The organism is Nocardioides sp. Z30_9, from assembly GCF_058215735.1.
Genome location: NZ_JBZAJF010000003.1, coordinates 49,923 through 76,312, shown reverse-complemented (window position 1 = coordinate 76,312; position 26,390 = coordinate 49,923). Strand labels below are relative to the sequence as shown.

Below are 26,390 nucleotides of genomic sequence, written 5' to 3'. Positions count from 1 at the left end.
TCAGTCCTCCCAGCCGCGGCCCAGGACCGACCCCACGAGGTGGATCAGGAGTCCGGTCCCCCAGGCCGCGCTCATCACCAGGGTGGCGCCGAACCACGGGGTCGCCAGCAGCTCGTGTGCAGCGGCGTCGAAGCCGCCGTCACCCGAGCCGTGCGCCAGGGTGCGCAGCACCGCGTGCGCGTTGAACGAGGTCGTCACCGTGACGAAGGCGATGGCGTGGACCAGGACGGCGCCGAAACGCACGTGCGCCAGCCGGTGGCGGTTCCCCCGGGCCCAGACTGCGGCAGCGACCGCGACCAAGGCGGTCAGGATGCTGGCGAGGACGGTGATCTCGCCGCCGGTCGTCGCGATCACGGCCTGGACCAGGACCATGGCCGCGACCAGGGCGAGCGTGTACGGCAGCAGCAGTGACCGCGCGTCGGTGCGCGCTTCGGCGTAGGTTGTCATGAAGGTACTGTACCAACGGTTCAGTACCTATGGAACGGAACAGTGAGGTCCGCTCAGTTCACCATGATGTGCACATGGTCGAAGTGGTTGGCGGTCGCCGAACCACGGTCCGACATCGGCCGGAAGCCCTCTCCGGAACGCTGGCTGGTCCAGATCCGCTGCGCCCAGATGATGTCGAACAGGTCGAGCTCGGCGCGGTGGGCGTAGAGGAAGTCCGCGAGCCGCTGGCCGAGGGATGAGCTGGACACCATGAAGTCGATGGCCTGCCCGTTCACGTGCTCACCGTGGCCGTCCTGGCCGCCGTACGACGAGAGCTCGGGGAACGCGGCGCACGCCGCCCGGTAGACCTTCACCGCGGAGGCCTGCAGCCCGGACTCGATCGAGGAGCCGTCCGGGCACGGCTGGTTGCTCAGGCCGATCGCCTCGGGAGCCTTCTTGCGGCTGAGGTAGTCGGCGGTCACCCAGCGCGGCACCTGGTTCACGATGACCTCCGCGAACCCGCCGGTGCGACGTCCGGTGATCGCCACCTGCTTGCCCTCCTGGAGCAGCCCGGCCACTCGTGCCTTCGCCCGCGGCTCGATGCGCAGGTTGAGGTCACCGGTGGTCCACAGCTTGCCCTTGGGCTTCGGCAGCCGGTTGTTGACGAGGGGGACGCGGGCGGTGGAGCGCGAGGTGCCCAGCGTCCGGTCCATCACGCCGCGGGTGGCGTCCTGGGCGAGGCGGTCGGTGGCCGGCGTCGCCGAGGCCGCGCTCACGGCCGGAGCGGGCCGGGCGGCGCTCGGACTGGTCGGCTCGGACCGGCCCAGGTCCGTGGTCACGACCCCGGTGCCGACGGCGAGGACGGTGACCAGGGGCGCGGACGCCAGGCTCAGCACGCGCCGGCGGTTCGTCTCCGACTCGACGGCGTGCCTGCCACGGGAGCTGGCTCGCAGCCTTCGTTGGAGCACGGGTGTTCCTCATCGTTCGGGGGCAAATGACCCGAACGATGCAACCACGACAAGCGATCAACTAACTACACCTGTCTACCGAACTGTGCAGTGAGTTATCCCACGCCACCGGGCTCAGGGAGCGTCGGCATCCGTCGTGGTGGTCAGCCCCCGGAGGTCTCCGAGGCGTCCTCGCGCAGCACCAGGCGGGTGCCGTCGGTGTCCTCGAGCCAGCCCTCGGGAAGGGCCACGCGCTTGCGCGGACTCCCCTGGCGGCCCCGCGGTGCCCCCAGCGCGGAGACGGGGAACTCGGCGCCCGGGTCCAGCTGGGCCCGCAGCTCGTCGATCTCGGCCAGCGTGGTCGCCAGCGCCAGCTCGCGTCGCAGGTCACCGCCCACGGGGAATCCCTTGAGGTACCACGCCACGTGCTTGCGGAACTCCTTGCAGCCGCGCTCCTCACCCATGTGCTGACACAAGAGCTCGGCGTGGCGACGCATCATCGCGCTGACCTCCCCCAGCCGCGGGAGGCTCGTGGGCTCGGCTCCCCCGTCGTCCGGGCCCGCGAACGCGGCGGCGAGGTCGCGGAACAGCCAGGGCCGCCCCAGGCACCCCCGACCGACCACGACACCGGCTGCCCCGGTCTGCTCGACCATGCGGATCGCGTCGGCCGCCTCCCAGATGTCCCCGTTGCCGAGCACCGGGATGTCCACGTGCTCGACCAGGCGGGTGATCGCGTCCCAGTCGGCGACGCCGGAGTACCCCTGGATCGCCGTACGCCCGTGCAGGGCGATCGCCGCGGCCCCGGCCTCCTGGGCGATCCGGCCGGCGTCGAGGTAGGTGAGGTGGTCCTCGTCGATGCCCTTGCGCGTCTTCATGGTCACGGGGACGTCGTAGCGCGCCGCGGCCCGGACGGCGGCCTGGAGGATCTCGCCGAGCAGCGTGCGCTTCCACGGGAGTGCTGCGCCGCCGCCCTTGCGGGTCACCTTGGGCACCGGGCACCCGAAGTTCAGGTCCACGTGCGCCACGCCGTACTCCGCGCACAGGATCTCGGTGGCCCTGCCGACGTACGCCGGGTCGGTGCCGTAGAGCTGTACCGAGCGCACTGTCTCGGCCTCGTCGAAGACCAGCATCTTGCGGGTGGTCTCGTCGCCCTCCACCAGCCCGCGGCTGGTGATCATCTCGCAGACGTATAGGCCGGCCCCCTGCTCGCTGCACAGGCGGCGGTAGGCGGCGTTGGTGATGCCGGCCATCGGGGCCAGCACCACCGGCGTGGCCACCTCCAGCGGCCCGAGTCGCAGGGTGCGGGGGCGGTCCTCGGTGAGGGGGGTCGACGTGCTCAGGGCTGCGCCTTCTTCTGGGCCTGCTTCTGGGCCTGCTTCTTGGCCTTCTGCTGCGCCCGCTGCTGGGCCTTCTTCTGGGCCTGCTTCTGGGCCTTCGTCAGCACCGGGGGCTGCACGGTGCCCTTCCAGGTGATCGGCTCGAAGGCCTGCAGCGGCCGGTAGCTCATCTCCTCCAGCGTGCCGGCGTCCGGCACGAAGTAGACCATGCAGCCCTGGTAGGTCTTCCCCGCGCCGAAACCCTCGGGCAGCGGCGTGGAGGGGCACCGTGGGAAGGGGGTGCTGAACGAGGAGGGGCGGATCAGCGAGTTGGCCTGGTCCACGGCGTACAGCGGGACGCCCATGCGGCTGAGGTCGCCGGTGCCGACGTTCTCGACCCGCACCCGCACGTAGTAGGGACGCGACTTCTTGGTGGCGTCGTCGAGCTGGAAGGCCGCGAAGTCGGCGAGCTGCCCGGTCTGGACCGAGTCGACGGTCAGCGACAGGACCGAGCTCCGCTCGGTGTTCGGCTCGTAGGCGACCACCGCCGACTGGGCGAACCCGAGCTTGGTGCCCGCGGCGGTGAGGGTGACCCCGTCGGGGACCTCCACGTTGCCCGTCGGCAGGACCGCCTTCGGCTTCGCATCGGAGCCCTTGCCGTCACCACCGCCGCACCCCGCGAGGACCAGAGCGGGCGCGAGCAGGACGGCGGCGAGGCGCACGCGGGAACGACGAAGTGAACTCACGCGCACATTGTGCCTCCCGCGGGACGGGAACGCCGAACTTCAGCGCACCCGGCCCCGACGCGTCGGGAAGCTCAGCAGCCGACCAGGCGCTCGGCGAACCAGCTGCGCACACCCTCCAGGGAGATGCGCTCCTGAGCCATCGAGTCACGCTCGCGGACGGTCACCGCTCCGTCCTCGAGGGTGTCGAAGTCCACGGTGACGCAGTAGGGGGTGCCGATCTCGTCCTGGCGGCGATAGCGGCGCCCGATCGCACCGGAGTCGTCGAACTCGACGTTCCACAGCGCGCGCAGCTCGGCAGCGAGGTCCTTGGCCTTGGGAGTCAGTGCCTCGTTGCGGCTCAGCGGCAGCACCGCGACCTTCACCGGCGCCAGCCGCGGGTCGAGCTTGAGCACGGTGCGCTTGTCGACCCCGCCCTTGGTGTTGGGCGCCTCGTCCTCGGTGTAGGCGTCGACCAGGAACGTCATCAGGCTGCGGCTCAGCCCGGCGGCCGGCTCGATCACGTAGGGGTAGTAGCGCTCGTCTGCGGCCTGGTCGAAGTAGGACAGGTCCTGGCCGGAGTGCTCGGCGTGGGTCTTGAGGTCGAAGTCGGTCCGGTTCGCGATGCCCTCGAGCTCGCCCCACTCGGACCCGGCGAAGTTGAAGCGGTACTCGATGTCGACGGTCCGCTTGGAGTAGTGGCTCAGCTTCTCCTTCGCGTGCTCGTAGTGGCGCAGGTTGTCGGGGTTGATGCCGAGGTCGGTGTACCAGCGGGTGCGCTCGTCGATCCAGTACTGGTGCCACTCCTCGTCCTCGCCCGGCTTGACGAAGAACTCCATCTCCATCTGCTCGAACTCACGGGTGCGGAAGATGAAGTTGCCCGGGGTGATCTCGTTGCGGAAGCTCTTGCCGATCTGGCCGATGCCGAACGGCGGCTTCCGACGCGAGCTGGTCACCACGTTCTGGAAGTTCAAGAAGATGCCCTGCGCGGTCTCGGGGCGCAGGTAGTGCAGCCCGGACTCGTCCTCGAGCACGCCGAGGTAGGTCTTGAGCAGGCCGGAGAACTGGCGCGGCTCGGTCCACGCCCCGCGGGTGCCGCAGTTGGGGCAGGCCAGCGTGGAGAGATCGACCGAGTCGGGGTCCTCGATGCCCTTCTTCTCGGCGTACGCCTCCTGGAGGTGGTCGGCGCGGAACCGCTTGTGGCACGACTGGCACTCGGTCAGCGGGTCGCTGAAGGTGGCGACGTGGCCCGAGGCCTCCCAGGTCTGGCGGGGCAGGATCACGCTGGAGTCGAGACCCACCACGTCCTCACGGGCCTGCACCATCGAGCGCCACCACTGGCGCTTGATGTTGTCCTTGAGCTCCACGCCCAGGGGACCGTAGTCCCAGGCCGACCGGGTCCCGCCGTAGATCTCGCCGCAGGGATAGACAAAGCCCCGGCGCTTGGCGAGGGAGACGACGTTGTCGACTGCGGACGGGGGCGGCTTGGCCAAGGTGGTGCTCCTGTAGATCTCGGGGGGAAGCCCGCAGTCTAACGAGGTGCCGGCGCCGCGCTCACCCGAGTTCGCGCGGCCACGACTCGTTGAGCTCGCCGTCGAGGGACTCGTAGGCCGACGGCTCGTCGATCGCCCTGCTCAGCAGCTGGACGGCCCCCATCTTCACCTCGTACGTCGACAGCGCCCGCCGGTAGCTGCCCACGTTGCGCCAGCGCGTGACCATCGTCCACAGGGTGGGGTCGTCGACGTTGCGGCCGAGCTGGCCCTCGACGTACCCCTTCTGCTGCGCGAGCACTGCGTACGCCGCCTCGAGATCGGCGCGGAACGAGCCCGCGTCCTCCTCGGGCACCCGGAACCTGTTCACGACCAGCACGCGGTCGACCCTACGCAGGGGCCTCGGTCAGCGACGAACCGGTTTGGGCGCCGCGGGCGACAGCCCCCTTGTTTTGACAATGATTTTCATTAGGGATGACAATGGTTCTCATGAAGAAGCTCGTGATCAGCGCCGTCACCGCGGCAGCGCTCTCCCTGAGCGGCTGCGCCGCGTTCTCCGACGCGGGGCCCTCCTCGGACGAGGACCTGCAGGTGGTCACGGCGTTCTACCCGCTGCAGTACGTCGCGGCACGAGTCGCCGGCGACCGGGCCGAGGTGTCCAACCTGACCAAGCCCGGCGGCGAGGCCCACGACGTGGAGATCCCCGTGCGGGAGAGCGCGTCGATCGTGGACGCCGATCTCGTGGTGTACCAGCGCGGCTTCCAGCCGGCGGTCGACGACGCCGTGGACCAGAACGCGACCGGGCGCACCGTCGACGCCGCCGAGGTCGCCGACCTCGAGGAGGTCGAGCACCACGCGGACCACGACGAGGGCGACGAGGGCCACGAGGGTCACGACCACGGCAACCTCGACCCGCACTTCTGGCAGGACCCGCTCCGGATGGCCGAGGTCGGGGACGCGGTGGCCGAGCAGCTCGCGAAGGCAGACCCGGACGGCGCGGCGGCGTACACCGCGAACGCGAAGGCGCTGCGCGCCGACCTCACCAAGCTGGACGAGGACTACCGCGCCGGGCTCGAGAACTGCCAGCGCTCCACGGTGGTGGTCCCGCACGACGCGTTCGGCTACCTGACGAAGTACGGTCTTGAGATGGAGCCCATCGCCGGCCTCTCCCCCGGCGCCGAGCCCACTCCGGCGGACCTGGCCCGGCTGCAGCGGCTGATCCGCAGCGAGGGGCTGACCACCGTGTTCACCGAGCGGCTGACCAGCCCGCGGCTGAGCAAGTCGCTGGCCGAGGACATGGGGGTCAGGACGGCGGTGCTCGACCCGCTCGAGGGCCTCAGCGACGAGACCGCGGACGAGGACTATCTCTCGCTGATGCGAGCCAACCTCGCCGCGCTGGAGGAGGCGAACTCGTGCCGGTGAGCGGACCTCCGGTTGACCTCGAGGGTGGCGCGGTCGCGATCGGTGGCCGGCCGATCCTGCGCGACGTCGGCATCCGGGTCGAGGACGGCGAGTTCGTCGCCCTGATGGGAGCCAACGGCTCGGGCAAGTCCACGTTGGTGCGCGCGCTCACCGGGCTGCTGCCGCTCTCCGCAGGGTCGCTGCGGCTGTTCGGAACGCCTTTCGACTCCTTCCACGACTGGTCGCGGATCGGCTTCGTCCCCCAGCGCTCCGGAGCCACCTCGGGCGTCCCCGCGTCCGTGTGGGAGCTGGTCGCGTCCGGCAGGCTGAGCCGGCGAAAGCTGCTGCGCCCGCTCTCCCGGGCCGACCGCGCCGCGATCACCGAGGCGATCGAGGTCGTGGGGCTGACCGAGAAGACCAAGGACGGCATCTCCCAGCTCTCCGGCGGGCAGCAGCAGCGGGCCCTGATCGCGCGCGCCCTCGCCGGGCAGCCGGACCTGTTCTTCCTCGACGAGCCGACGGCCGGTGTCGACCTGGCCAACCAGGTCGCGCTGGCCGATGCGCTCCGCGTGCTCAAGGAGCGCGGCGCGACCATCGTGCTGGTGGCCCACGAGCTCGGCCCGCTCGCTCCCCTGATCGACCGCGCCGTGGTGATGCGCGACGGCCGGGTGGCCTACGACGGCGCCCCGCTCGGCGACCACGAGGTGCACGACACCGTGTTCGCGGAACCGCACACCCATCACCACCACCCGCTGCAGGACCACGACCACCTGCCGCGCCACGACCACGCCCCCCACGTCGCCTCTCCCCTGGAGAGTGACTGAGATGGACCTGTTCAGCTACGGCTTCATGCAGCGGGCCCTGCTCGCCGCCCTGTTCACCGGGCTCGCGGCGCCGGCCGTCGGCACCTACCTCGTCCAGCGGCGGATGGCGCTGATGGGCGACGGCATCGGGCACGTCGCGGTGACCGGGGTGGCCCTCGGCCTGCTCACCGGCGCCTCCCCGACCTGGACCGCGGTGGTGGTGGCGATCCTCGGCGCGGTGCTGATCGAGGTGATCCGCGAGCGTGGACACACCAACGGCGACGTCGCGCTGGCGCTGCTGTTCTACGGCGGCCTGGCCGGAGGTGTGCTGATCACCGGTCTCGGCGGGCAGAGTGCCGCGCGGCTCCAGGAGTACCTCTTCGGCTCGATCACGACGATCTCCCCCGGCGACGTGCTCGTCACGATGGCACTGGCCGTGGCCGTGGTCGTGCTCTGCGTAGGGCTCGCTCCCCAGCTGTTCTCGGTCGCGCACGACCAGGAGTTCGCCCGCGTCTCGGGCCTCAAGGTCCGCGCGTACAACCTCCTGGTGGCCGTGCTCGCCGCGGTGAGCGTGACGGTCGCCATGCGCACCGTGGGGCTGCTGCTGGTATCGGCCCTGATGGTGGTGCCGGTGGCGACCTCGCAGCAGCTGACCCGCTCGTTCCGCACCACGCTCGGGGCCGCGATGGTGCTGGGCACGCTCGCCTCGGTCGGTGGGCTGGTGGTCTCGGCGTTCCTCAGCGATCACGCCACGGTGGCTCCCGGTCCCACGATCGTGCTGCTGTCCCTCGCGGGGTTCGTCGCAACCTGGCCGATCGGGGCCTGGCTGCGTCACCGCGCGCGGCTGCACGCGCCCTTCGCCGCGGAGGCAGGCGAGGACCACTGCACGGCCGACGAGCAGCACGAGCACGACCACGGCCCGGCCTGCGGCCACCCGGCGGTCGAGCACGGCGATCATGTGGACTACATCCACGACGGACACCGGCACGCTCCGCACGGAGGGCACTATGACGAACACTGACCCCACCCTGATCCGGGGCGCCTCCGCCGGTCGACCGACCCGACAGCGCCGCGCCATCGCCGCTGTGATGGCGACCTTCGACGACTTCCGCAGCGCCCAGGAGATCCACGGGCTGCTCTCCCAGCAGGGCGAGCAGGTCGGACTGTCCACCGTCTACCGGGCGCTGCAGGCGCTGGCCGAGGCCGGCGAGATCGACTCGCTGCGCACCGAGTCCGGCGAGAGCATCTACCGTCGGTGCAGCGGCACCCACCACCACCACCTGGTCTGCCGCTCCTGTGGCGCCACCGTCGAGGTCGAGGGCCCCGCGGTCGAGAAGTGGACCCGCTCCGTGGCCGCCGAGCACGGCTTCTCCGACGTCAGCCACACCCTGGAGATCTTCGGCACCTGCGCCACCTGCTGACCCACCCGCCGACACGTCGCATCTGAAAACCCAGACCCCGCCGACACGTCCCATCTGAAACCCCAAGTCGCGCCGAGACGTCACAACTGGAAGAGCCGGGCGGGGCGAAGCGCCCTGGGCCCGCGGTGTCGAGCCCGACCGACGTCCGGGCTACTGCGACCGCTTGCGCCCGTCGAAGAACTCCGTGATCCGGCCGGCAGCCTCGGCGCCTCCACGGGTGCCGCGGGCCACCATGCTCTCGGCGAAGAGCCCCTCGGCGATCCCCATCTCCTGGATCCGGGGGATGCCGTTGATGATCGCGTAGTTCGCCATCGGCGGATTCTCCGCGATCTTGCGGGCGAGCTGCACGGCCCGCTCCAGCCCGGCTCCGGCCTCCTCCGCGTAGTGGACGAGCCCGACAGCCAGGCCTTCGGCCCGGTCGACCACACGGCCGGTCAGCATCATGTCCACCACCCGCGATGCGCCCATGATGCGCGGGATGCGGACCGACCCGCTGCCGCCGAGGAAGAGGCCGCGCTGGGGCTCCGGGAGCTCGAAGAACGTGGAGGGCTCAGCGACCCGGAGGTGGGTGGCGCTCGCGAGCTCGAGTCCCCCGCCGATCACTCCGCCCTTCAGCACCGAGATCACCGGCACCTCGCCGAACTGGATCAGGTCGAAGGCGCGGTGCCACCGGCGGGACCGCCGCAGACCGTCCTGCGGATCAGGCGAGCGAGCCGACATCAGCTCCTTGAGGTCGAGGCCGGCGCTGAAGTGGTCGCCCACGGCATGCAGTACGACGGCTCGGCATCCCTCGGGGGGACGCTCGAAGAACTGCTCCAGCCCGCGCACCATCTCGTCGTTGATCGCGTTGCGTGCACGGGGCCGGTTGAGCGCGACGGTGACGATGTCGTCGGTGCGCTCGATGGCCAGGAGATCGGTCGTGGTCATGTCGTGTCCTTGATGTCGTGGTCGGTCAGGAGTCGATCTCGATGACGGACGCGGACACGTGGTCGCCGAAGAGCTCCGCGACCTCCGCCCGTCGCCGTTCCAGGACGGCGCGCTGACTGACGTTGCCCTTCTCGCTCATCTCGCCCGCTGCCCGGTCGGGAGGCTCGCTCAGGAGGAGCAGTCGGCGTACCCGAGTGCTGGATCCCGGGTGTGCCTGGTTGTAGGCGGCCAGGCTCCGCACCAGCTCGGCACGCACCTGGTCCGAACTGCTCGGGTCGATGCCCTCTCCGAACTGATCGCGGCAGGCGTCAGCGTTCAGCCAGCCGAGCAGGGCGACGTAGGGCTGGTCGGCACCGGCGACGACCACGTCGCGCAGGAGCGGCGCAGCAGCCTCGAGTACGGCGAGCCGCAGCTCGTCGACCCGCACGAACGTGCCGGACTGGAGCTTGAACTCCTCGCTCACCCGGCCGGCGTAGGCGATTCCCTGGTTGGGGTCCTCCGGGTCGACCCACGTCGCCGCGTCGCCCATGAGGAACCACCCCTCCTCGTCGCGCATGTGCTCGGTGAGCTCCGGCTGCCCCAGGTAGCCCGGGGTCACGGTCTCGCTGCGCACCCGGACCTCGTAGCGGTCGGCGCCGAGCGGGACGAGCTTGAGCTCGATCCCGGGCTGCGGCAGGCCGATCAGGCCCGCACGCTCACTCGGCCAGTGCACGAAGGCGCAGGCAGCCGTCGTCTCGGTGGACCCGTAGCCGGACCCGAACGGGATCCGCAGGCCGGTGTGCGCCACCGCGTGCTCCTGGAAGCGCGTGTAGATCTCGTCGGGCAGGCGAGCTCCGGAGTACGTCGCGCGGGTCAGGCGCGCGAAGAAGTGCCGGGCGAGCTCGGGGTCGGCGTCCATCGCGTCGACCAGCATCCCGAACCCCAGCGGCATGCTGCTGAAGCTGGTGGGAGAGATCTCGCGCAGGTTGCGCAGGGTCTCGCCGAACTCCGCCTCGGTGGGCCGTCCGTCGTCGATGTAGAGCGTGCCGCCTGCCTCGAGCACGCGGTTGAAGATGGCCGTCCCGCCGGCCACGTGGCTCCACGGCAGCCAGTCGATGCTCACGGGAGGGTCGTCACCGGGGCGCCGGGCGATCAGCATGGAGTTCGAGGCAATCGCCGTGACCAGCATCCGCTGGGTGACGATGACCGCCTTCGGCACCCCGGTCGACCCGGAGGTGAACTGGTACTTCGCCACCGTGTCCAGGTCGATGGCGGCGATCGAGCTCTCCACCTCGGAGGTCGGAGCCGTCTCCGCGAGTCGAGCGAACGGCACGGGCTGCGGGTCCGCCGCCCCGTCGACTGCCACGACGATGCGGCCTTCGCCGACGAGCGCGAGCGCGTCCGCGACAGCGGCGGCGTCCTGCACGAACAGCACCGCCGGATCGACGAGATCGACCATCGCCTGCAGCTTTGCGTGGTCACCTCCCTGGGCGGCGTACGCCGGGGTGACGGGCGCGTACGGCATCCGGGCCTGCATCGCGGCGAGCTGGACCACCGCGTGCTCGCGCGAGTTGCCGCTGAGCACCATCACCGGTCGGCCTGCGACCGCGAGGTCGAGGAATGCCTGCGTCAGCGAGTCGACCTGGCGGAGCGCGTCGCCCCAGGTGAGCGTGTGCCAGGCCCGATCCGCTCCGCGCCGTTGGGCGATCCAGACCCCGTCCGGTCGGGTGCGGCCGTTGCGGCGAAGCAGGGACGGCACGTGGTCGACGCGGTCCACGAGGGGCACCCGGCTGCGCACCAGCAGGCAGCCGTCGGCCCGCTGCTCGACCTCGATGTCGCGCTTGAGGAAGGGCAGCTCTCGGAAGGGTGCCGGCGACGGCGTGACGGTGCGTGCGACTGACATGATCGAGACGCTAGTGAACGGCCACAGGAGGCACCGACCTTCTATCACCCAACGGGATACGTGCTGCGCGAGCGATGAGGCGCCCCTAGCGTCCCTGACATGCCCCAAGCAACGACGCCCTCGACGTACGTCGCAGGCATCTTCGAGCACCCGATCCGGCGGGCCGTCCACGAGACGGTCGCCGATCTCCACACCGATGTCGCGCACGGCGCGCTCGCGGACGCGGGGCTGACCCTTGCCGACGTCGACGGGTACTTCTGCGGTGCCGACGCACCGGGCCTCGGTGGCGCGACCATGGCCGACCACCTCGGCCTGGACCGGCTGCGGCACATGGACACCACGGAGTCCGGCGGCTCGTCGTACCTGCTCCACGTGCGTCATGCCGCACAGGCGATCGCCGACGGGAAGTGCGATGTCGCACTGATCACGATGGCCGACACTCCCCTGGCTCGAGGCGGCGGCCTCGGGCTCAGTGGCGTCGACGCCTCTGCGGTGCCCAGCGGGCCCTACACCGCCGGCCTCCCCAAGGGACCCATGTACGCCTACGGGATGGTGGCCCGCCGTCACATGCACGAGTTCGGGACCACCCCCGAGCAGCTCGCGTGGGTCAAGGTCGCGGCCTCCCACCACGCCCAGCACAACCCGAACGCGAAGCTGCGCGACGTCGTCACCGTCGAGGACGTGCTCGCCTCCCCCATGGTCGCCGACCCGCTGCACCGGCTCGACTGCTGCGTGGTCACCGACGGGGGCGGCGCACTGGTGCTCGTCCGCGACGAGATCGCACGTGATCTCGCCCGGCCCAAGGTGCGCCTCGCCGGCTCCGGCGAGGCCGTCAAGCACCCGCACGGCGGCACCGGCGACCTGGTCACCTCGGCGGGAGCTCGCTCGGGTCCGGTGGCCTTCGCGCAGGCCGGGATCTCACCCGCCGACATCGGCTACGCCTCGCTCTACGACAGCTTCACGATCACGGTGATCGTCCAGCTCGAGGATCTGGGCTTCTGCGCGAAGGGCGAGGGCGGCGCCTTCGTCGCCGACGGCAACCTGATCTCGGGCCAGGGCACGCTCCCGTTCAACACCGACGGCGGCGGACTGTGCAACAACCACCCCGGCAACAAGGGGGGAATGCCCAAGCTCCTCGAGGCGGTACGACAGTGCCGCGGCGAGGCGCATCCCGCCGTACAGGTCGAGGACCGCGAGTTCGTCCTGGCCCACGCGACCGGCGGCATGATCGCCAGCAGCCATGTCTCGGCAACCACCATCTTCCAGGCGGAGTAGACCCATGCGCAGGAAATCCCGATCCACCCACCCTGCGCCCGTTCGTACGGCGCACGACGAGCCGTACTGGGAGGGGACCGCGCAAGGCGTGCTCTCCTTCAAGCGCTGCCAGGACTGCGATCGACCCCACTGGTACCCGCGCCGCCGGTGCCCCCTGTGCGGTTCGGACCGAACCGTGTGGGAGGCCGCGAGCGGCACCGCCACGCTGTACTCCTACTCGATCGTGGCCCGCTCGCGACGACCGCGTGCGGCCGCGATCGTCGAACTGGCCGAGGGCCCCCGGATGAGCACGGTCCTCGCGGACTGCGACGTGCACGCGATCTCCATCGGCGAGGAGCTGCGGGTCGGGTTCGAGGAGGCCGAGGACGGCTCGGCGCTGCCGTACTTCACCACCGTGGCGGCGGATCGAGCGCGCGAGTACGCCGCCGAGTCCCTCGAGATGTCCCGGACCGTTCCGGACGTCGCCCTGGCACTGGCGCGCGAGGTGGCCGAGGTCGGCGTGGTGGGCGCCGGCACGATGGGCACCGGGATCGCGAAGGCCCTGCTAGCCGGTGGTGCGCAGGTCACGCTCGTCGATCCCGACGGCCCGGCCCGGGAACGCGCGCAGGGCGACATCGAGGCCTACCTCGACCGGCTCGAGCTGCCCCGCACAGGCTTGCGCATCGAGGACGCGATCTCCAGCCTCGGCGAGGCCGACCTGGTGATCGAGGCGGTCTGGGAGCAGCTCGCCCTCAAGCGGTCGGTGCTGGCTGAGCTGGCGGCCGCGACCAAACCCGACTGCATCCTGGCGACCAACACCTCCAGCCTCGACCTGGACGACCTGGCCGAGGCGTCGGGACGCCCCGATCACGTCGTGGGGCTGCACTTCTTCAGCCCTGCCCACGTGATGAAGCTGGTCGAGGTCGTGCGCGGCCGATCCACCGACGCGGCCGTCCTGGCCACCGCGATGGAGCTGGTACGCCGGGTCGGCAAGACGCCGGTCGTCGTCGGGGTCTCCCCCGGGTTCGTGGGCAACAGGATGATGTTCGCCCGCAACCGCCAGGCCGAGGCCCTGCTCCTCGAGGGCGCCTTCCCCGAACAGGTGGACCGGGTCGTGCGCGAGTTCGGGCTCCCGATGGGTCCCTACGAGATGCTCGACCTCGGCGGCGGGATCGAGCTGAGCTACCGCCGCCGGCAGGAGACCGGCGAGGAGAAGTGGCTGGTCGACGAGCTCTACCGTCGCGGCCACCGCGGTCAGCGCACCGGTCGCGGCTACTACCGCTACAAGGAGGGTGACCGCACCCCCCGCCCCGACCCCGAGGTGTCCGCCGTGGTCATCGAGGCCTCGGCGCGCGCCGGAGTCGAGCGGCGCCGCATCGCCGACGCCGAGATCGCCGATCGCCTCATCCTGCCGATGATCAACGAGGCGGCCCTGCTGATCGACGCAGGAGTGGTCAACCGGCCGAGCGACGTCGACGTCGTCTGGCGTCACGGCTACGGCTGGCCGGACTGGAAGGGCGGCCCGCTCCACTACGCCGACCAGATCGGGATCGGGGCCGTCGTCGACCGCCTCACGCAGCTCGCGGCACAGCACGGTGAGGGCTTCACACCCGCTCCGCTGCTCGTGCGCCTGGCCGAGGCCGGCGCCGGCATCCTGGACAGCACCCCCGGCCCACACGAAACGACCACAGAGGGGTCACCCGCACAGTGACGACGTACCGATTCCCGCTCGCAGACTGGCTCTTCGTCCTCAAGGACCTCCTCCACATCGACGAGCGCCCCGACCTCCGTGGGCTGGAGGACGTGACCGCCGACGACGTGCGGGACCTCCTCGGCGAGGGTGCCCGCTTCCACGAGGAGGTCCTCGCCCCGCTGAACCTCGCCGGCGACCACGAGGGCGCACATCTCGTCGACGGCAGGGTGCGCACGCCCGAGGGCTTCCCCAAGGCCTGGGACCTGTACCGGCAGGCCGGGTGGCACGTCCTCAACGTGCCGGCAGACATCGGCGGCGGTGGTCTCCCGAGCGTGGTCACGCTGGCGCTCGGCGAGCTGCGCAGCGCGACCGCCCAGTCGTTCGCGATGTACGGCGCCTTCTGCGGCGTGGCCGGGACCATGATCGCTGCCCTGGGCGAGGACTGGATGCGCGCTCACGTGGTGCCGCGTCTGGTGGGCGGCGACTGGACCGCGACGATGTGCATGACCGAGAGCCAGGCCGGGTCCGACCTCAAGGAGCTGCGCACCCGTGCCCAGCAGGAGCCTGACGGCACCTGGCGGATCCGGGGCGAGAAGATCTTCATCTCCGGCGGTGACCACGACTTGACGGAGAACATCGTCCACATCGTGCTGGCCAAGGTCGTCGAGCCCGATGGCACGGTGGCCGAGGGACTGGCCGGCGTCGGCGTCTTCCTGGTCCCGGCGCGCGAGCTCGACCCCGCCACCGGGGCACTGGGTGGACCGAACGGTGTCCACGTCGACGCCATCGAGCACAAGATGGGCATCGAGGGCAGCGCCACCTGCGCGCTGCGCTTCGAGGGCGCGGTCGGCTGGCGGATCGTTGATCCCGCCAAGACCGGCGTAGCGGGATCGATGGGCCCGATGTTCTTCCTGATGAACAAGGCGCGGCTGGGCACAGCGCTGTCCGGCATCGCCTACTCCGAGCTGGCCTACCAGTACGCGAGCGCCTACGCGCACGAGCGGCTCTCCGGACGTGCACCCGGCGGCGCACGCCGACCGGACCTCCGCGCAGACCCGCTCGTCGTCCATCCCGACGTACGCCGGCTGCTGCTGTCCACGCGCGCCTTCGCCGAGGGCGGCCGTGCCCTGGCTGCGCGGGTTGCGCTCTGGCAGCTGGAGGCCGACTCGATCGGCTCACCGGTCGCCGCCGACCTGGTCAAGCTGTTGTCGCCGGTGCTCAAGGCGTACTTCACCGACAAGGGGCTGCAGTCGACGGTGGACTGCCAGCAGGTGCTCGGCGGACACGGGTACATGCGCGACCACCCGGTCGAGCAGTGGGTGCGGAACTCGCGGATCGGCCAGATCTACGAAGGCGCCAACGGCATCCAGGCACGTGACCTGGTCCGCAACCGGCTGGTCTCGCGCAACGGGAGCACCACGGACGCGTTCTTCGGTGTGATCGACTCGTTCCTCGCCGCCGCACCCCCCGACCTGGTCGAGCTCGCCCCGCTGCTCGGACCGATCAGCGAGGCCACGGTGGAGCTGCGCAAGGCGGTGGCGATGATCGCCGAGGTCGACGAGACGGAGGCGACCGCGGTCTCCTACGACCTCCTCACCGCGCTGGGCACCCTGGCCGTCGCCTGGACCTGGGCGGAGTGCGTCGTCGCCGCAGCTGCCACCGGCGACGACCAGCTGCTCGCCAGCAAGTCCGCGCTCGCCCGGATCTGGATCGAGCGCGAGCTCCCACTGGTGGAGGCCCTGTGCAAGCGCATCCAGTACGGCGGCCGCGCGCTCACCGACCCGCTCGACGAATGGATCTGAGCGGGCCGGACGAGCGCTGCCGCCGTACCGTCTGGGTCAGTAGCCGAGGAGCTTGGCCGCGAGGTCGTTGAGCACCTCAGTGGCTCCGCCGCCGATGCCGAGGATGCGGGCGTCGCGGTAGTGACGGTCGATCTCCGACTCGCGCATGTACCCGGCGCCACCGTGGATCTGGACGGCCTCGCTGACCACCCACTCCACGGTCTCGACGGCGGTGTTCTTCGCCATCAGGGCATCGAGGATCACGTCGGGGTCGGTGACCGAGCGCTCGACCGACTTCTCGATGGCCGCGCGGGTGAGCGTGCGGGCCGCGGACGTACGACGGTGCATCTCCACCAGCTTGTGCCTGATCACCTGGCGGCTGACCAGGGGCTTGCCGAAGGTCTCGCGCTCCTTGGCGTAGCGCACGGCGAGGTCGAGCGCGCGCTGCGCGGTGGCGTAGCCCTGGAGGGCGAGGCCGAGGCGCTCGTTGACGAACTGCTGCATCAGCAGGATGAACCCGCCGTTCTCCTCCCCCACCAGGTTGGCCACGGGGACGCGGACGTCGGTGAAGCTGAGCTCGGCGGTGTCGGAGCAGTGCCAGCCCATCTTGCGCAGGGGGCGGGCGACCTCGAACCCGGGAGTGCCCTTCTCGATGACCAGCAGGCTGACCCCGCCGAAGCCGGACTCGCCGGTGCGCACCGCGGTGGTGACGAAGTCGCCGCGCACCGCGGAGGTGATGAAGGTCTTCGCACCGTTGACGACGTAGTGGTCGCCGTCGCGGACCGCGCGCGTGGTGATGTTGGCGACGTCGCTGCCGCCGCCGGGCTCGGTGACGCCGAGCGAGCCGATCAGGTCGCCGGCCAGGGTCGGCCGGACGAACCTGTCGATCAGGTCGGGGTTGCCGCTGTCGATGATGTGCGGGACCGCGATGCCGTGGGTGAACAGCGACGCGATCACGCCGGCGCTGCCGCCTGCCTCGATCACGGCCTCGGTGACCACGGCCGTGTCGATGGCATTGCCGCCCTCGCCGCCGACGGCCTCGTCGAACCCGACGCCGAGGATGCCCGCGGCAGCGGCGCTCTTGCTCAGCTCGCGAGGCAGCTGCCCCTCGTCCTCCCACTGCGCGAGGTGCGGGACGATCTCGCGGGTGGTGAAGAGGGTGACGGCGTCGCGAAGTGCCTTGCGTTCGGGGGTGTTCCAGGCGTCCATGGTCTGCTTCCTTGCTGGTTCGGTTCGGGTGGGGTGAAGGTCTGGCTGGGTCAGCGACCGGTCCAGCGTGGCTCGCGCTTCTCGGCGAACGCGGCCACTCCCTCGCGGGCGTCGTCGGAGAGCAGCACGGGGCTGGCCAGCTCGCTCTGGCGGGCGAATCCCTCGTCTGCGGTCCAGGTGGGTGCGGTGTCGACGACGTGCTTGCCGACGCTGACCGACAGCGGTGCGTTGGCGGCGATCCGGCGGGCCAGGTCCAGCGCGGTGGGCAGCGCCTCTCCGTTGGGGACCACCGAGTTGACCAGCCCGAGCGCGGCCAGGCGCTGGGCAGGCAACGGGTCCCCGACGAGCGCGAGCTCCAGGGCGACTGCGCGGGGCAGCCGGGTCGCCGTACGCCACAGGCCGCCGGCGGCGGCGAGCAGGCCGCGCTTGACCTCCGGGAGGCCGAAGGTCGCGTCCTCACCGGCCACGATGAGGTCGGCGCACAGGGCGAGCTCGAAGCCTCCCGCGAGCGCCGGTCCCTCGACGGCGGCGATGGTGGGCTTGGTGGGCGGTTCGGCGGTGAGCCCGAGCGGGCCACAACGATCGGTCACCGGCATCTCGCCCCGGTTGGCCGCAGCGAGGTCCATCCCCGCGCAGAACGTGTCGCCGGCTCCGGTGAGCACGATGACCCGGACGCCTCCGTCGGCCTCGGCGTCGTCGACTGCGCGCTCGAGCAGCTGCGCGGTGAGCCGGTCGATGGCGTTGCGCGCCTTCGGGCGGTCCAGCGTGATCACGAAGACCTCGTCGCTGTCGCGGTGGGTGCGCAGCGGCGCCGCCGGCGGCTCCGGCAGCGACTGACGCTCGTCACCGAGCACCACCCGGTCCTCCTCGATGCGGATGCTGCGCCGCAGCGGGTCGGTGCCGGTGAGCAGCGCCACGTCCTCGCGGCCCTCGCGGCGCAGCAGCACCCGCTCACCACCGGGCGTGATCGCGGAGACGATCGCCGCCTCGGCGTGGCCGCTGCGGTCGTGCGGCACGGTCACCGCCTCGACGACGGCGGCGTCGTCGAGCTCGGTGCGGACCGGACGGGAGGCGGGTCGCTCGAATGCCGGCTTGAGGTGCTCGAACCGGTCCGTGGGCGGCTTGGCCGAGTAGATGCCGATGGCGTGCTTGGTCGCGTACCAGCCCAGTGAGCTGGACAGGCCGTACTGCTCCGGGCTCTCCCGCAGCATCGGCACCATCGTGGAGACGGCGTGCAGGCCGTAGTTGTTGCCCGGTCCACCGGCGGAGGTGAGCCCACCGGTGACGCTGAGCGGGCGGTCGGGGTCCTGCCAGGGCAGGCCGAGGGCCTGCGCCCCGAGCTGCACCGCTGCCGGGAAGCAGGAGTACAGGTCGACCGGGCCGAGGTCGTCGACCCCGATCCCGGCGTGCCCGAGCGCCGCGGCACCTGCGGCGGCGATCGCGGGCGAGCTCGCGAGGTCCGCTCGCTCGGAGACGAACCACTCGTCGGTGGCCGAGGCGCCGGCGTGCAGGAAGACCCAGCGGTCCTGCGGCACCCCGAGCGCGTGCGCGGCGGCGACGCTGGTGACGATGGCGCCGGCAGCGAGGTCGACCTGCAGGTTGGCGCACATCAGCTTGGTGTACGGGTCCGAGACGGCACGGTTGTCGGGCGTCGCCGTGGCGATCTCCTCGGCGCTCCGCTCGGTGGGGTCCCACGCGAACGGGTTGCCGGCCGCGACAGCGCTGTTGCGGGCCCAGAGGTCGGCGATCCGGGCCCGGTGCTCCTCGGTCGAGGTGCCCGCAACGCCACGCAGCGCCGACTCGATCAGGGCGTAGACGTAGATGGGGGCACCCAGCCCGACGCTGGTCTCCCGCTCGTTGTTCGCGGGCCGGTCCACGCCGATGACGCGGTCAGGAGCGGTGTCGTCCGGCTGGCGGGTCCAGTCGGGCTCGCGGCCGTCGCGCTGGAGGGCCGCCACGGTCGCGCCCGCTTCGGCGCCGCTGACCAGGACGACGTGCGCCTTCCCGTCGGCGACCTGCTGGGCGGCGTCGTTCAGGGAGAGCTGGCCGCCGTCCCCGCCGTACGGCGAGGTCTGCACCGTGCCCGCCTCCTCCGCACCCACCAGCCCGGCGACCAGGCCCGCCTGGTCGGGGTAGGTCCACGAGGCACTGGGCACCGCGTAGACGAGGTCGGCCCGGGCCAGGACGTCGGCCTGCGCGCCGGAGTCCGCTGCGGCGGCGCGAAGGGCCTCGACGGCCATCGCGACCGGCTCCACCGGGTTCGTCAGGTCAGGGGTACGCCGGACGACCTGCCCGACGCCGATCACGACCGGGGTCGAGGGCTCCAGCAGCTGCCCGGTGCGTTCGTGGAGGACCGGCTCGTCGGCGATCCGCGCCCGGCCTCCCCCGCCGTCCACAAGACCGGAGAGGACCTCGAGCGACTCGGTGAGCGCGGTCTCCACGCTGCGTACGGCGGTCAGGCCGACCGGTCCGCGCACGGGCGGTCCGTCCAGCGCTCCGTCGAGGCGCACGGCCGTCCCGGTGGGGGTCGCGAGCACCGTGCACCAGAGCCCGACGGTGATCCCCATCGGTCCGGTGCCGCGCAGGTCGAAGCCGCTCTCACCGGCCTCCTGCACCCGCCAGCGCACCTGCGCCGGGATGTCCATCAGCTTGATCTGCTGGACGAACTCCTCACCCGGCGCCATCCGGGAGGCACGCTCCCCGCGCCAGGACAGGTGCAGCGTGAGCCACTCGTGGGCCCGGTCCAGGTCGGTCACCAGGTCCACGACCGTCTCCGGGGTCGCTGCGACGAGTCGTTGCGCGTGCACCTGTCGGGCGTACTCCGCAGCGCCGGCGGGCGCCGGGACGGACACCTGCTCGGCTCCGGTCGGGTCGCCCGCAGCGCCGACGCCGACAGCGGTCCGCACCCTCTGGGTGAGGTCCCCGGCAGCGATCCGGGCGGTCTGCGTGAGCACGGGCAGCAGGGTGCGGGCGGAGGCGATCACGGTCTTGCCGCGTCGAGGACCAGGCATGTTCGTCAACTTTCCGTCCGATCAGACTGTTTCGCACATCATGCTCGGCCGCTCCCAGTTCGCGCAACCCGGGGTCGGCCTCGACCGGGGATAGGGTCGGCGCATGGCGGCCCCCCGACGTACCCAGCAGGAGCGGTCTGCCGCGACCCGTGCACTGCTGCTCGAGGCTGCCTACGAGTGCCTGCTGGAGGGCGGGTACGGCGCCACCACCGTCGGCGCGGTCCAGCAGCGAGCCGGCGTCGCGCGTGGCACCCTGCTCCACCACTTCCCCACTCGCGGCTCGTTGATGGCCGGTGTCGTCGAGGACATCATCGAGCGCCGATTCGCGGTGCTCACCACGCCGGTGGACGACGTCCCCCCGGCGAGCTGGGACGAGCTGGTCGACCTGGTCTGGGACGAGCTCCAGGAGCCTGCGTTCACGGCCGCACTCGAGCTCTGGGTCGCGGCCCGGACCGACGCGGATCTGCGTGAGGCCCTGCTCCCGCTCCAGGAACGGATCTTCGGGACCGTCCACCGCAACGTCACCCGCCTCGTCGGTGCCGAACGCCCGCAGACGACGATGCTCGTGCAGTTCACCATCGACCTGCTCACCGGCTCCCACCTCTCCGGCATCCTGGCCCCGCGGGCCGGGACCTCCGAGGTGATTCAGGCCTGGAAGCAGGCCCTGCGGATCCTGGGAGACGCGGACGTCGCCGAGGTCAGCGCGACAAGGCGAGGACGCTGAGGAGAGCCCGTCAGCCCTGCTCCCGCCCGGCCAGCTCGGCGAGGTCCCCCACCACGGCGACCTGGCCACCGTCGCCTGGATCGGGGTCGGGGAGGATCGACTCCGGGTCAATCAGGTAGACACGGTGGCCGTCAAGCGTGAGCCGCCGCACCACCTCCAGCAGCATCCTGCGGGCCACGTCGTCGATCGAGTGGACCATCGTGAGGTCCAGGACGACCCTTGCTTCCGCGAGCGCGGTGTTCACGATCTCCCGCACCACTCTCTCGGCTCCGGCGAAGCGGATCCCGCCCTGCAGCGCGAAGACGTGGATCGCGTCCGGTCCGGCGCCGACGACGTGGCTGGAGCGCACGACCGCGCGCGCCATCGGCGGCACCTCCATCACGTGCAGCCCCATGTCGGCGGAGAACCGCTCGAACAGGGACACGCCCCGGACGCTGGTCCCGTGGGGGTCGAGGAGAGGCGAGAACGTCGCGATGCCGATCTGGCCGGGAAGGGCCCCGATCAGTCCCCCGGCGACACCGCTCTTCGCCGGGATGCCCACCTGGGTGGCCCAGTCGCCGGCAGCGTCGTACATGCCGCAGGTGGACATCACGCTCAGCACCTGGCGCACCACCGGCTCCGGCACCACGCGCTCGCCCGAGCGCGGGTTGACCCCGCGGTTGGCCAAGGTCGCCGCCATCAGTGCGAGGTCGCGTGCCGTGACGAGCAGGGAGCACTGCCGGGTGTAGCCCGCGACGACCGTGGCCGGGTCCTCGGTGAGTACGCCGTGGCTGCGCAGCATGTGCCCGATGGCGAGGTTGCGGTGTGCGTTCTCCAGCTCCGAGGCGCACACCGCCTCGTCGACCTCCAGCCGGCGTCCGGCGAACGCCGAGAGCCCGCTGACCACCCGCTCCAGCCGCTCCCCCGGCTCCAGCTCCGGAACCCCTGTCAGGGAGTGCGTGGTGATGGCACCCGCGTTGATCATCGGATTGCGCGGACGCCCGGTGCCGTCCTCGAGGGAGATCTCGTTGAACGCCTCCCCGGACGGTTCGACACCCACCTTGGCCAGCACCGCGTCGAAGCCTCTGTCGGCGAGGGCGAGCGCGTAGGTGAACGGCTTGGAGATCGACTGGATGGTGAACTCGACATCGGTGTCTCCCGCGCCGTAGACGACACCGTCGACGGTGGCGAAGACCGCGGCGAGGCGGTCGGGATCGGCCGCCGCGAGCTCCGGGATGTATCCCGCCCGCACACCGGACGTGTCCGGCGCGACGTCCTCGAGCGCCTCGATCAGGTAGTCAGGAATCGGTGATCGCATGGCCCTCCGCTGCCCGAACGGCGTCGGTGACGAGCTGGAGGTCGGCAGGTCTCGGCCGACGGAACTTGCCGCCCATCGCGACGAACTCATCGCCATGTTCTTTCAGGTGGGCCGCGAACAGCGGGCACACGGGGACGACGGTGATGTTCGTCCGAATGCTGTCTTCGAGCACTCCGCGGACGAGCAGTCGCGCCAGGCCCCGCCCGCCGAACTTCCGGTCCACCTCGGTGTGGAAGAAGATCCGCTCACCGTCCACCGCGGGAGGACGCACGAAGTCCGCCCGACCGACGACGGATCCGTCGGCTAGGTTCACCGTGTAGGTGCCGACGGGGCGAACGTCCTCGAGCCTGATCGTCACAGCTGCACCGGTGTCGTCCTTGATCTGCTGAGTCATCTGATCGCCTTCTTCTCCATGGTCGTGATGGCACTCATCGTGGTGCTGAGCCTTGCGGGTGGCGCCGGGCGAACTCCCAGAGGAGGACGCTGGCGTCCGGGCCCGAGCGATCGGTGAAGAGACCCTCGCCCGCGGCGCCCGGCCAGGCGTGCCCCATGCCGTCGACGAGGTACAGCTCGACGACGGACCTGCCGTCGGGCGTCGAGACCGCGGTGTGCCTGTACGTGCGCCTCCCGGGCCCCGGATCCACGCGGGTCGTCTCCTCGACCAGGTCCAGGCTGGTGTTGAGCAGGCCGTCGTCGGCGAGATCGTGCACGGCCGTCCAGTGCTCGACGAGACGGGTGGCGACGAGCGGCGGCACGACGTCGTCCTCCTCGCCCTGGATCACGAGCATCGGCACCCCGCGTGCCCGGTCGCCCATCTGGGACCACGCCTGGCGCGCGGTGTACGCCGGCGGCGTGGAGCCGGGATCGTCGGGGTCCACCTGGTTCAGCCCGTACTCCCCTCCCGCCACCGACGTCACCGTCGCGAACACGTCGGGATGGGTCACCGCGAGGATGACCGCGGTCCCTGCGCCGGACGACGCACCGGCGACGTGCACCCGATCCGGGTCCGCGTCGTACTCCTCGATCACCTGCCGGGCCACGCCCGCCAGCAGCGCAGGCTCTCCGGCGTGACGGTGTTGTTCTCGCGGGTCATCGGAGTTCCAGCAGTTGACTGCACTGCGGAACATCCGCTGCGTCGGGTAGACGACGATGAAGCCCTCACGGTCGGCCAGGTCGTTGAGCTGCGTGGTGGCCTTCATCGAGTTCCACCCGTAACCGGTCATCGCGCAACCGTGGATGGCCATCACCACCGGGAGCCGTGTCCTCCCGTCGTGCTGCGGGGGAAGGTGGACCTGGTAGCGCTGGGAGCCGGCGTCGCTCTCGTAGACGTGGTTGCGATCTCCCTCCTCCATCGACCAGGGCGGGCCGAACTGGAAGACGACAGCAGCCAGGGCGAGCAACGACACGACCACCAGCCCGGCGGCCGGGACGATCAGGCGCCATCGCCGCCGGGCGGACTCGGGGTCGTGGTCCGAGGCGGTCACGTGTGCCTCCTGTCCCTGGGACTGCTCAGCCGAGGAAGGTGCGCAGGGCGAGGTTGACCTCGTCGGCGTGGGTCCAGAGCAGGCCGTGAGGGGCCCCCTCGACCTCGACGTAGTCGGCGTCCGGGACGAGGTCCCGGAAGCGCCGGGCGGTGGCGTCGATCGGCAGGATGTTGTCCGCGGTGCCGTGGAGGATCAGCGTCGGCAGGCCGGCTGCGCGGACGGCCTCGACGTCGTCGCGGAAGTCCTCGATCCAGCTCGGGACGACCGCGTAGGCGGCGACAGGGGCGCTGAGGGTGGCGGTGTTCCAGTTCGCCCTGACGACCTCCTCGCTGATCCGCGACCCGAGGGTGTCGTCGAGGTTGTAGAAGTCCCGGTAGAACTGGGTGAACCAGCTGTAGCGATCCCCCTTGGCCGCGGCCACGATGTCGTCGAAGACCTGCTGCGGCACGCCGTCGGGGTTGTCGTCGCGCTGCACGAGGAACGGCTCGAGTGAGGCGAGGAACGCGAGCTTGGCGACGCGCTCCGTGCCGTACGCCGAGACGTAGCGGGCGAGCTCACCGGTGCCCATCGAGAAGCCGACCAGGACGACGTCGCGGAGGTCGAGCGCCTCCAGCACGGCGGACAGGTCGGCGGCGAACGTGTCGTAGTCGTAGCCGGTGCCGACCTTCGAAGACTGGCCGAAGCCGCGGCGGTCGTAGGTGATCACGCGGTATCCGGCGGCGAGCAGCTCGCGCGTCTGGCGCTCCCAACTGTGCCCATCAAGCGGATACCCGTGGATGAGGACGACGGGCTGCCCCGCGCCCTGGTCCTCGTAGTAGAGCTCGACGGGGGCGCTGTTCTCGTTGCCGACGTTGATGAATCCCATGGTGTGGTTCCTTCTCTCGTTGTGTGTCCGGTGTGCGGTCAGCAGGCGACCTGGGCCAGGCCGGCGTGGTTGCCCACGGCGAGTGCGACGCGCGCGTCGTTGCCGAGGGTGCTTGCAAGTGCCCCGTCGGGGGCAGGCTGTGTGTCCTTCACTGCGAACAGGAGGGCCTGGATGAACGAGGTCGCGTCCTGGAACCGGTCGTCCCGCTCCTTGGCGAGAGCCTTCGCGAGCACGGCATTGACTCCCGGAAGATCGGTTCGGACCAGCACGGGCTGCTCGTGGATGTGCTGGTACACCACGCAGACGGGGTCGTCTCCGATGAACGGTGGCTTTCCGGTCAGGAGCTCGTAGAGCACGCAGCCTGCGGAGTAGAGGTCCGTGCGGGCGTCCACGGTCTCTCCGCGGGCCTGCTCCGGGGAGACGTACGACGGGGTCCCGAAGAGCCCGGAGGCCTGGCTCAAGGTGGCAGCCGGATGCCCACTGGCATGCGACAGGCCGAAGTCCACGACCTTGACGGCACCCTCGGGCGTGACCATGACGTTGGCGGGCTTGATGTCGCGATGGACGACGCCGGCCCGATGGCTGAACTCGAGCGCCGAGAGTATCCCCAGCTGGTACTGGATGGTCTCGTTGACCGTTGGCAGGCGCGTCCTGACGAGGTCCCGCAGGGAGTGCCCCGGGACGTACTCCATGACGATGACCGGGACCCGGACCATGCCTGCGGAGCCTGTGGCGAGCTCCTCGTGCCCGGTGTCGTAGACGGCGACGATGGCAGGATGGCTGAGCCCGGCCATCGTCAGCCCTTCGCGCCGGAAGCGGGACCGGGACACGGGGTCGCGCGCGAGGTCGGCACGCAGCACCTTGATGGCAACCGCACGGCCCGAGACGACGTCGTGACCGCGGTGGACCTCGGCCGTGGCGCCCCACCCGATGACGTCACCCACTTCGTACCGGCCGTCGATGACAAAGTCGAGGTTCATCGTCGGGGCTCCCAGCGGAAGAGCCGCTTGGCCAGTGCGACAGCGACGAAGACCCAGGCCACGGTGGGGGCCAGCAAGGGAAGGGAGTCGGCGAGGGGGACCCCGCCGTTCCAGGCGTTGATCACCAGCTCGGTGGCCGAGCCGCCGGGGAGGAGGCGCTTGAGGTAGGCGAGCTCCTCGGTGCCGGAGATTCCTACCCAGCTGGCCGCGGCGATCACCGCCAGGCTCACCGGCAGGGTGGTCACCTGGGCGTGCTCGGGGGAGTTCGTGAGGCCCGCAGTGGCGAGAGCCAGTGCCAGCATCATGGCCATCGTCGCCACGATCGCCACCGCCAGCAGCGGGATCTCGGCCGGGCTGGTGGTGACCACACCCAGCACGACCAGGATCGCGACCACCTGGACGAGGGCGATGAACGTGATCGGCAGGACCAGCCCGACGAGGATGCTCTGGTCGCTCGCGGCGGTGGAGCGCAACCGCTTGAGGAAGAGGTTCTGCCGGCGTGCGGCCAGCGTGGTCACCGCGGTGGTGTAGAGCCCGAAGGCCAGCACGGTGAACATCACGATGGCAGCGACGTAGCCGAGGCTGGCGAGATCGGCGAAGGTCTCGTGCTGGTAGACGAGGTAGGCGCCGACCGCGACCGGGATGACCAGTCCGCTGACCATGACCAGCCGGTTCCGGAAGATCTGGATGAGCTCACTGCGAGCGATCTCGAGCATGGGGTGGTTCCTTTCAGGATGGAGCGACGTGGTGTTCGGTG

At 70.9% G+C, this 26,390-nt stretch carries 24 protein-coding genes and 1 pseudogene; 9 read left to right on the top strand and 16 right to left on the bottom strand.

Going from position 1 to position 26,390, the window contains the following annotated elements:
* The 6 genes from AC4BGB_RS18900 to AC4BGB_RS18875 form a co-directional block, all read right to left on the bottom strand.
* On the bottom strand, nucleotides 1–447 hold the full coding sequence (locus tag AC4BGB_RS18900) for a hypothetical protein (protein WP_490548537.1): 447 nt from the start codon (nucleotides 445–447) through the stop codon (nucleotides 1–3).
* A 53-nt stretch (nucleotides 448–500) separates the two neighbouring features.
* The gene (locus AC4BGB_RS18895) at nucleotides 501–1,394 is read right to left on the bottom strand and encodes a VldE C-terminal domain-containing protein (RefSeq protein WP_490548536.1); all 894 of its coding nucleotides are present in this window, start codon (nucleotides 1,392–1,394) and stop codon (nucleotides 501–503) included.
* A 143-nt stretch (nucleotides 1,395–1,537) separates the two neighbouring features.
* Nucleotides 1,538–2,650, bottom strand: coding sequence for a tRNA dihydrouridine synthase DusB (gene dusB / locus AC4BGB_RS18890; RefSeq protein WP_490548535.1), 1,113 nt, complete (start codon nucleotides 2,648–2,650; stop codon nucleotides 1,538–1,540).
* A 59-nt stretch (nucleotides 2,651–2,709) separates the two neighbouring features.
* Nucleotides 2,710–3,435 carry a hypothetical protein gene (locus tag AC4BGB_RS18885; protein WP_490548534.1) on the bottom strand — a complete coding sequence of 242 codons (726 nt, stop codon included), beginning with the start codon at nucleotides 3,433–3,435 and terminating at the stop codon, nucleotides 2,710–2,712.
* A 71-nt stretch (nucleotides 3,436–3,506) separates the two neighbouring features.
* Nucleotides 3,507–4,904, bottom strand: coding sequence for a glycine--tRNA ligase (locus AC4BGB_RS18880; RefSeq protein ID WP_490548533.1), 1,398 nt, complete (start codon nucleotides 4,902–4,904; stop codon nucleotides 3,507–3,509).
* A 61-nt stretch (nucleotides 4,905–4,965) separates the two neighbouring features.
* Nucleotides 4,966–5,280 (bottom strand): antibiotic biosynthesis monooxygenase family protein, encoded by a 315-nt coding sequence (locus tag AC4BGB_RS18875; protein WP_490548532.1) that lies wholly within the window; start codon nucleotides 5,278–5,280, stop codon nucleotides 4,966–4,968.
* Between the two features lie 110 nt (nucleotides 5,281–5,390).
* On the opposite strand from AC4BGB_RS18875, the gene AC4BGB_RS18870 reads away from it, so the two are divergent.
* The 4 genes from AC4BGB_RS18870 to AC4BGB_RS18855 are packed head-to-tail and all read left to right on the top strand — an operon-like array spanning nucleotide 5,391 to nucleotide 8,526.
* Nucleotides 5,391–6,323: a metal ABC transporter substrate-binding protein gene (locus AC4BGB_RS18870; protein WP_490548531.1), complete on the top strand. Its 933-nt coding sequence runs from the start codon at nucleotides 5,391–5,393 to the stop codon at nucleotides 6,321–6,323.
* A complete protein-coding gene (locus tag AC4BGB_RS18865) occupies nucleotides 6,320–7,126 on the top strand; it encodes a metal ABC transporter ATP-binding protein (protein ID WP_490548530.1) in 807 nt (268 codons plus the stop codon). The genes AC4BGB_RS18870 and AC4BGB_RS18865 overlap by 4 nt, the downstream gene beginning before the upstream one ends.
* 1 nt (nucleotide 7,127) lies before the next feature.
* Complete coding sequence (locus AC4BGB_RS18860) at nucleotides 7,128–8,126, top strand: metal ABC transporter permease (protein WP_490548529.1); 999 nt, start codon at nucleotides 7,128–7,130, stop codon at nucleotides 8,124–8,126.
* Entirely contained in the window at nucleotides 8,113–8,526 is a 414-nt protein-coding gene (locus AC4BGB_RS18855; protein WP_490548528.1) for a Fur family transcriptional regulator, read from the top strand. Before AC4BGB_RS18860 ends, AC4BGB_RS18855 begins: the two co-directional genes overlap by 14 nt.
* Before the next feature lie 150 nt (nucleotides 8,527–8,676).
* Here AC4BGB_RS18855 and AC4BGB_RS18850 read toward each other — a convergent pair whose 3' ends face one another.
* A complete protein-coding gene (locus tag AC4BGB_RS18850) occupies nucleotides 8,677–9,453 on the bottom strand; it encodes a crotonase/enoyl-CoA hydratase family protein (protein WP_490548527.1) in 777 nt (258 codons plus the stop codon).
* A 25-nt stretch (nucleotides 9,454–9,478) separates the two neighbouring features.
* Complete coding sequence (locus AC4BGB_RS18845) at nucleotides 9,479–11,335, bottom strand: AMP-binding protein (RefSeq protein WP_490548526.1); 1,857 nt, start codon at nucleotides 11,333–11,335, stop codon at nucleotides 9,479–9,481.
* Nucleotides 11,336–11,434: 99 nt separating this feature from the next.
* Here AC4BGB_RS18845 and AC4BGB_RS18840 point away from each other — a divergent pair, with 99 nt between their 5' ends.
* From AC4BGB_RS18840 to AC4BGB_RS18825, 4 genes and pseudogenes are all read left to right on the top strand, one after another.
* Entirely contained in the window at nucleotides 11,435–12,610 is a 1,176-nt protein-coding gene (locus tag AC4BGB_RS18840) for a thiolase domain-containing protein (RefSeq protein WP_490548525.1), read from the top strand.
* A pseudogene (locus tag AC4BGB_RS18835) lies at nucleotides 12,576–12,770 on the top strand (zinc ribbon domain-containing protein); the annotation flags it as partial. The gene AC4BGB_RS18840 and the pseudogene AC4BGB_RS18835, both read left to right, overlap by 35 nt.
* A gap of 15 nt (nucleotides 12,771–12,785) precedes the next feature.
* Entirely contained in the window at nucleotides 12,786–14,300 is a 1,515-nt protein-coding gene (locus tag AC4BGB_RS18830; RefSeq protein WP_490548895.1) for a 3-hydroxyacyl-CoA dehydrogenase NAD-binding domain-containing protein, read from the top strand.
* Nucleotides 14,297–16,084 (top strand): acyl-CoA dehydrogenase family protein, encoded by a 1,788-nt coding sequence (locus tag AC4BGB_RS18825; protein WP_490548524.1) that lies wholly within the window; start codon nucleotides 14,297–14,299, stop codon nucleotides 16,082–16,084. Before AC4BGB_RS18830 ends, AC4BGB_RS18825 begins: the two co-directional genes overlap by 4 nt.
* Nucleotides 16,085–16,120: 36 nt before the next feature.
* On the opposite strand, the gene AC4BGB_RS18820 is transcribed toward AC4BGB_RS18825, so the two are convergent.
* Together AC4BGB_RS18820 and AC4BGB_RS18815 are read right to left on the bottom strand one after the other, a co-directional pair.
* The gene (locus AC4BGB_RS18820) at nucleotides 16,121–17,272 is read right to left on the bottom strand and encodes an acyl-CoA dehydrogenase family protein (RefSeq protein ID WP_490548523.1); all 1,152 of its coding nucleotides are present in this window, start codon (nucleotides 17,270–17,272) and stop codon (nucleotides 16,121–16,123) included.
* 50 nt (nucleotides 17,273–17,322) lie between these two features.
* Nucleotides 17,323–20,283: a crotonase/enoyl-CoA hydratase family protein gene (locus AC4BGB_RS18815; RefSeq protein ID WP_490548522.1), complete on the bottom strand. Its 2,961-nt coding sequence runs from the start codon at nucleotides 20,281–20,283 to the stop codon at nucleotides 17,323–17,325.
* A gap of 103 nt (nucleotides 20,284–20,386) precedes the next feature.
* Between AC4BGB_RS18815 and AC4BGB_RS18810 the strand changes: the two genes are divergently transcribed.
* On the top strand, nucleotides 20,387–21,007 hold the full coding sequence (locus AC4BGB_RS18810; RefSeq protein ID WP_490548521.1) for a TetR/AcrR family transcriptional regulator: 621 nt from the start codon (nucleotides 20,387–20,389) through the stop codon (nucleotides 21,005–21,007).
* A gap of 10 nt (nucleotides 21,008–21,017) precedes the next feature.
* On the opposite strand, the gene AC4BGB_RS18805 is transcribed toward AC4BGB_RS18810, so the two are convergent.
* From AC4BGB_RS18805 to AC4BGB_RS18780, 6 genes are read right to left on the bottom strand one after another with little or no spacing between them, the layout of a single operon-like run.
* Complete coding sequence (locus AC4BGB_RS18805; RefSeq protein ID WP_490548520.1) at nucleotides 21,018–22,304, bottom strand: glutaminase; 1,287 nt, start codon at nucleotides 22,302–22,304, stop codon at nucleotides 21,018–21,020.
* On the bottom strand, nucleotides 22,285–22,698 hold the full coding sequence (locus AC4BGB_RS18800) for a GNAT family N-acetyltransferase (protein WP_490548519.1): 414 nt from the start codon (nucleotides 22,696–22,698) through the stop codon (nucleotides 22,285–22,287). The genes AC4BGB_RS18805 and AC4BGB_RS18800 overlap by 20 nt, the downstream gene beginning before the upstream one ends.
* A 34-nt stretch (nucleotides 22,699–22,732) precedes the next feature.
* A complete protein-coding gene (locus tag AC4BGB_RS18795; protein WP_490548518.1) occupies nucleotides 22,733–23,788 on the bottom strand; it encodes an extracellular catalytic domain type 1 short-chain-length polyhydroxyalkanoate depolymerase in 1,056 nt (351 codons plus the stop codon).
* Nucleotides 23,789–23,813: 25 nt separating this feature from the next.
* Nucleotides 23,814–24,653 carry an alpha/beta fold hydrolase gene (locus AC4BGB_RS18790; RefSeq protein WP_490548517.1) on the bottom strand — a complete coding sequence of 280 codons (840 nt, stop codon included), beginning with the start codon at nucleotides 24,651–24,653 and terminating at the stop codon, nucleotides 23,814–23,816.
* A gap of 38 nt (nucleotides 24,654–24,691) precedes the next feature.
* Entirely contained in the window at nucleotides 24,692–25,633 is a 942-nt protein-coding gene (locus AC4BGB_RS18785; protein ID WP_490548516.1) for a protein kinase domain-containing protein, read from the bottom strand.
* Nucleotides 25,630–26,349, bottom strand: coding sequence for an ABC transporter permease (locus AC4BGB_RS18780; protein ID WP_490548515.1), 720 nt, complete (start codon nucleotides 26,347–26,349; stop codon nucleotides 25,630–25,632). The genes AC4BGB_RS18785 and AC4BGB_RS18780 overlap by 4 nt, the downstream gene beginning before the upstream one ends.
* Nucleotides 26,350–26,390 lie beyond the last annotated feature (41 nt).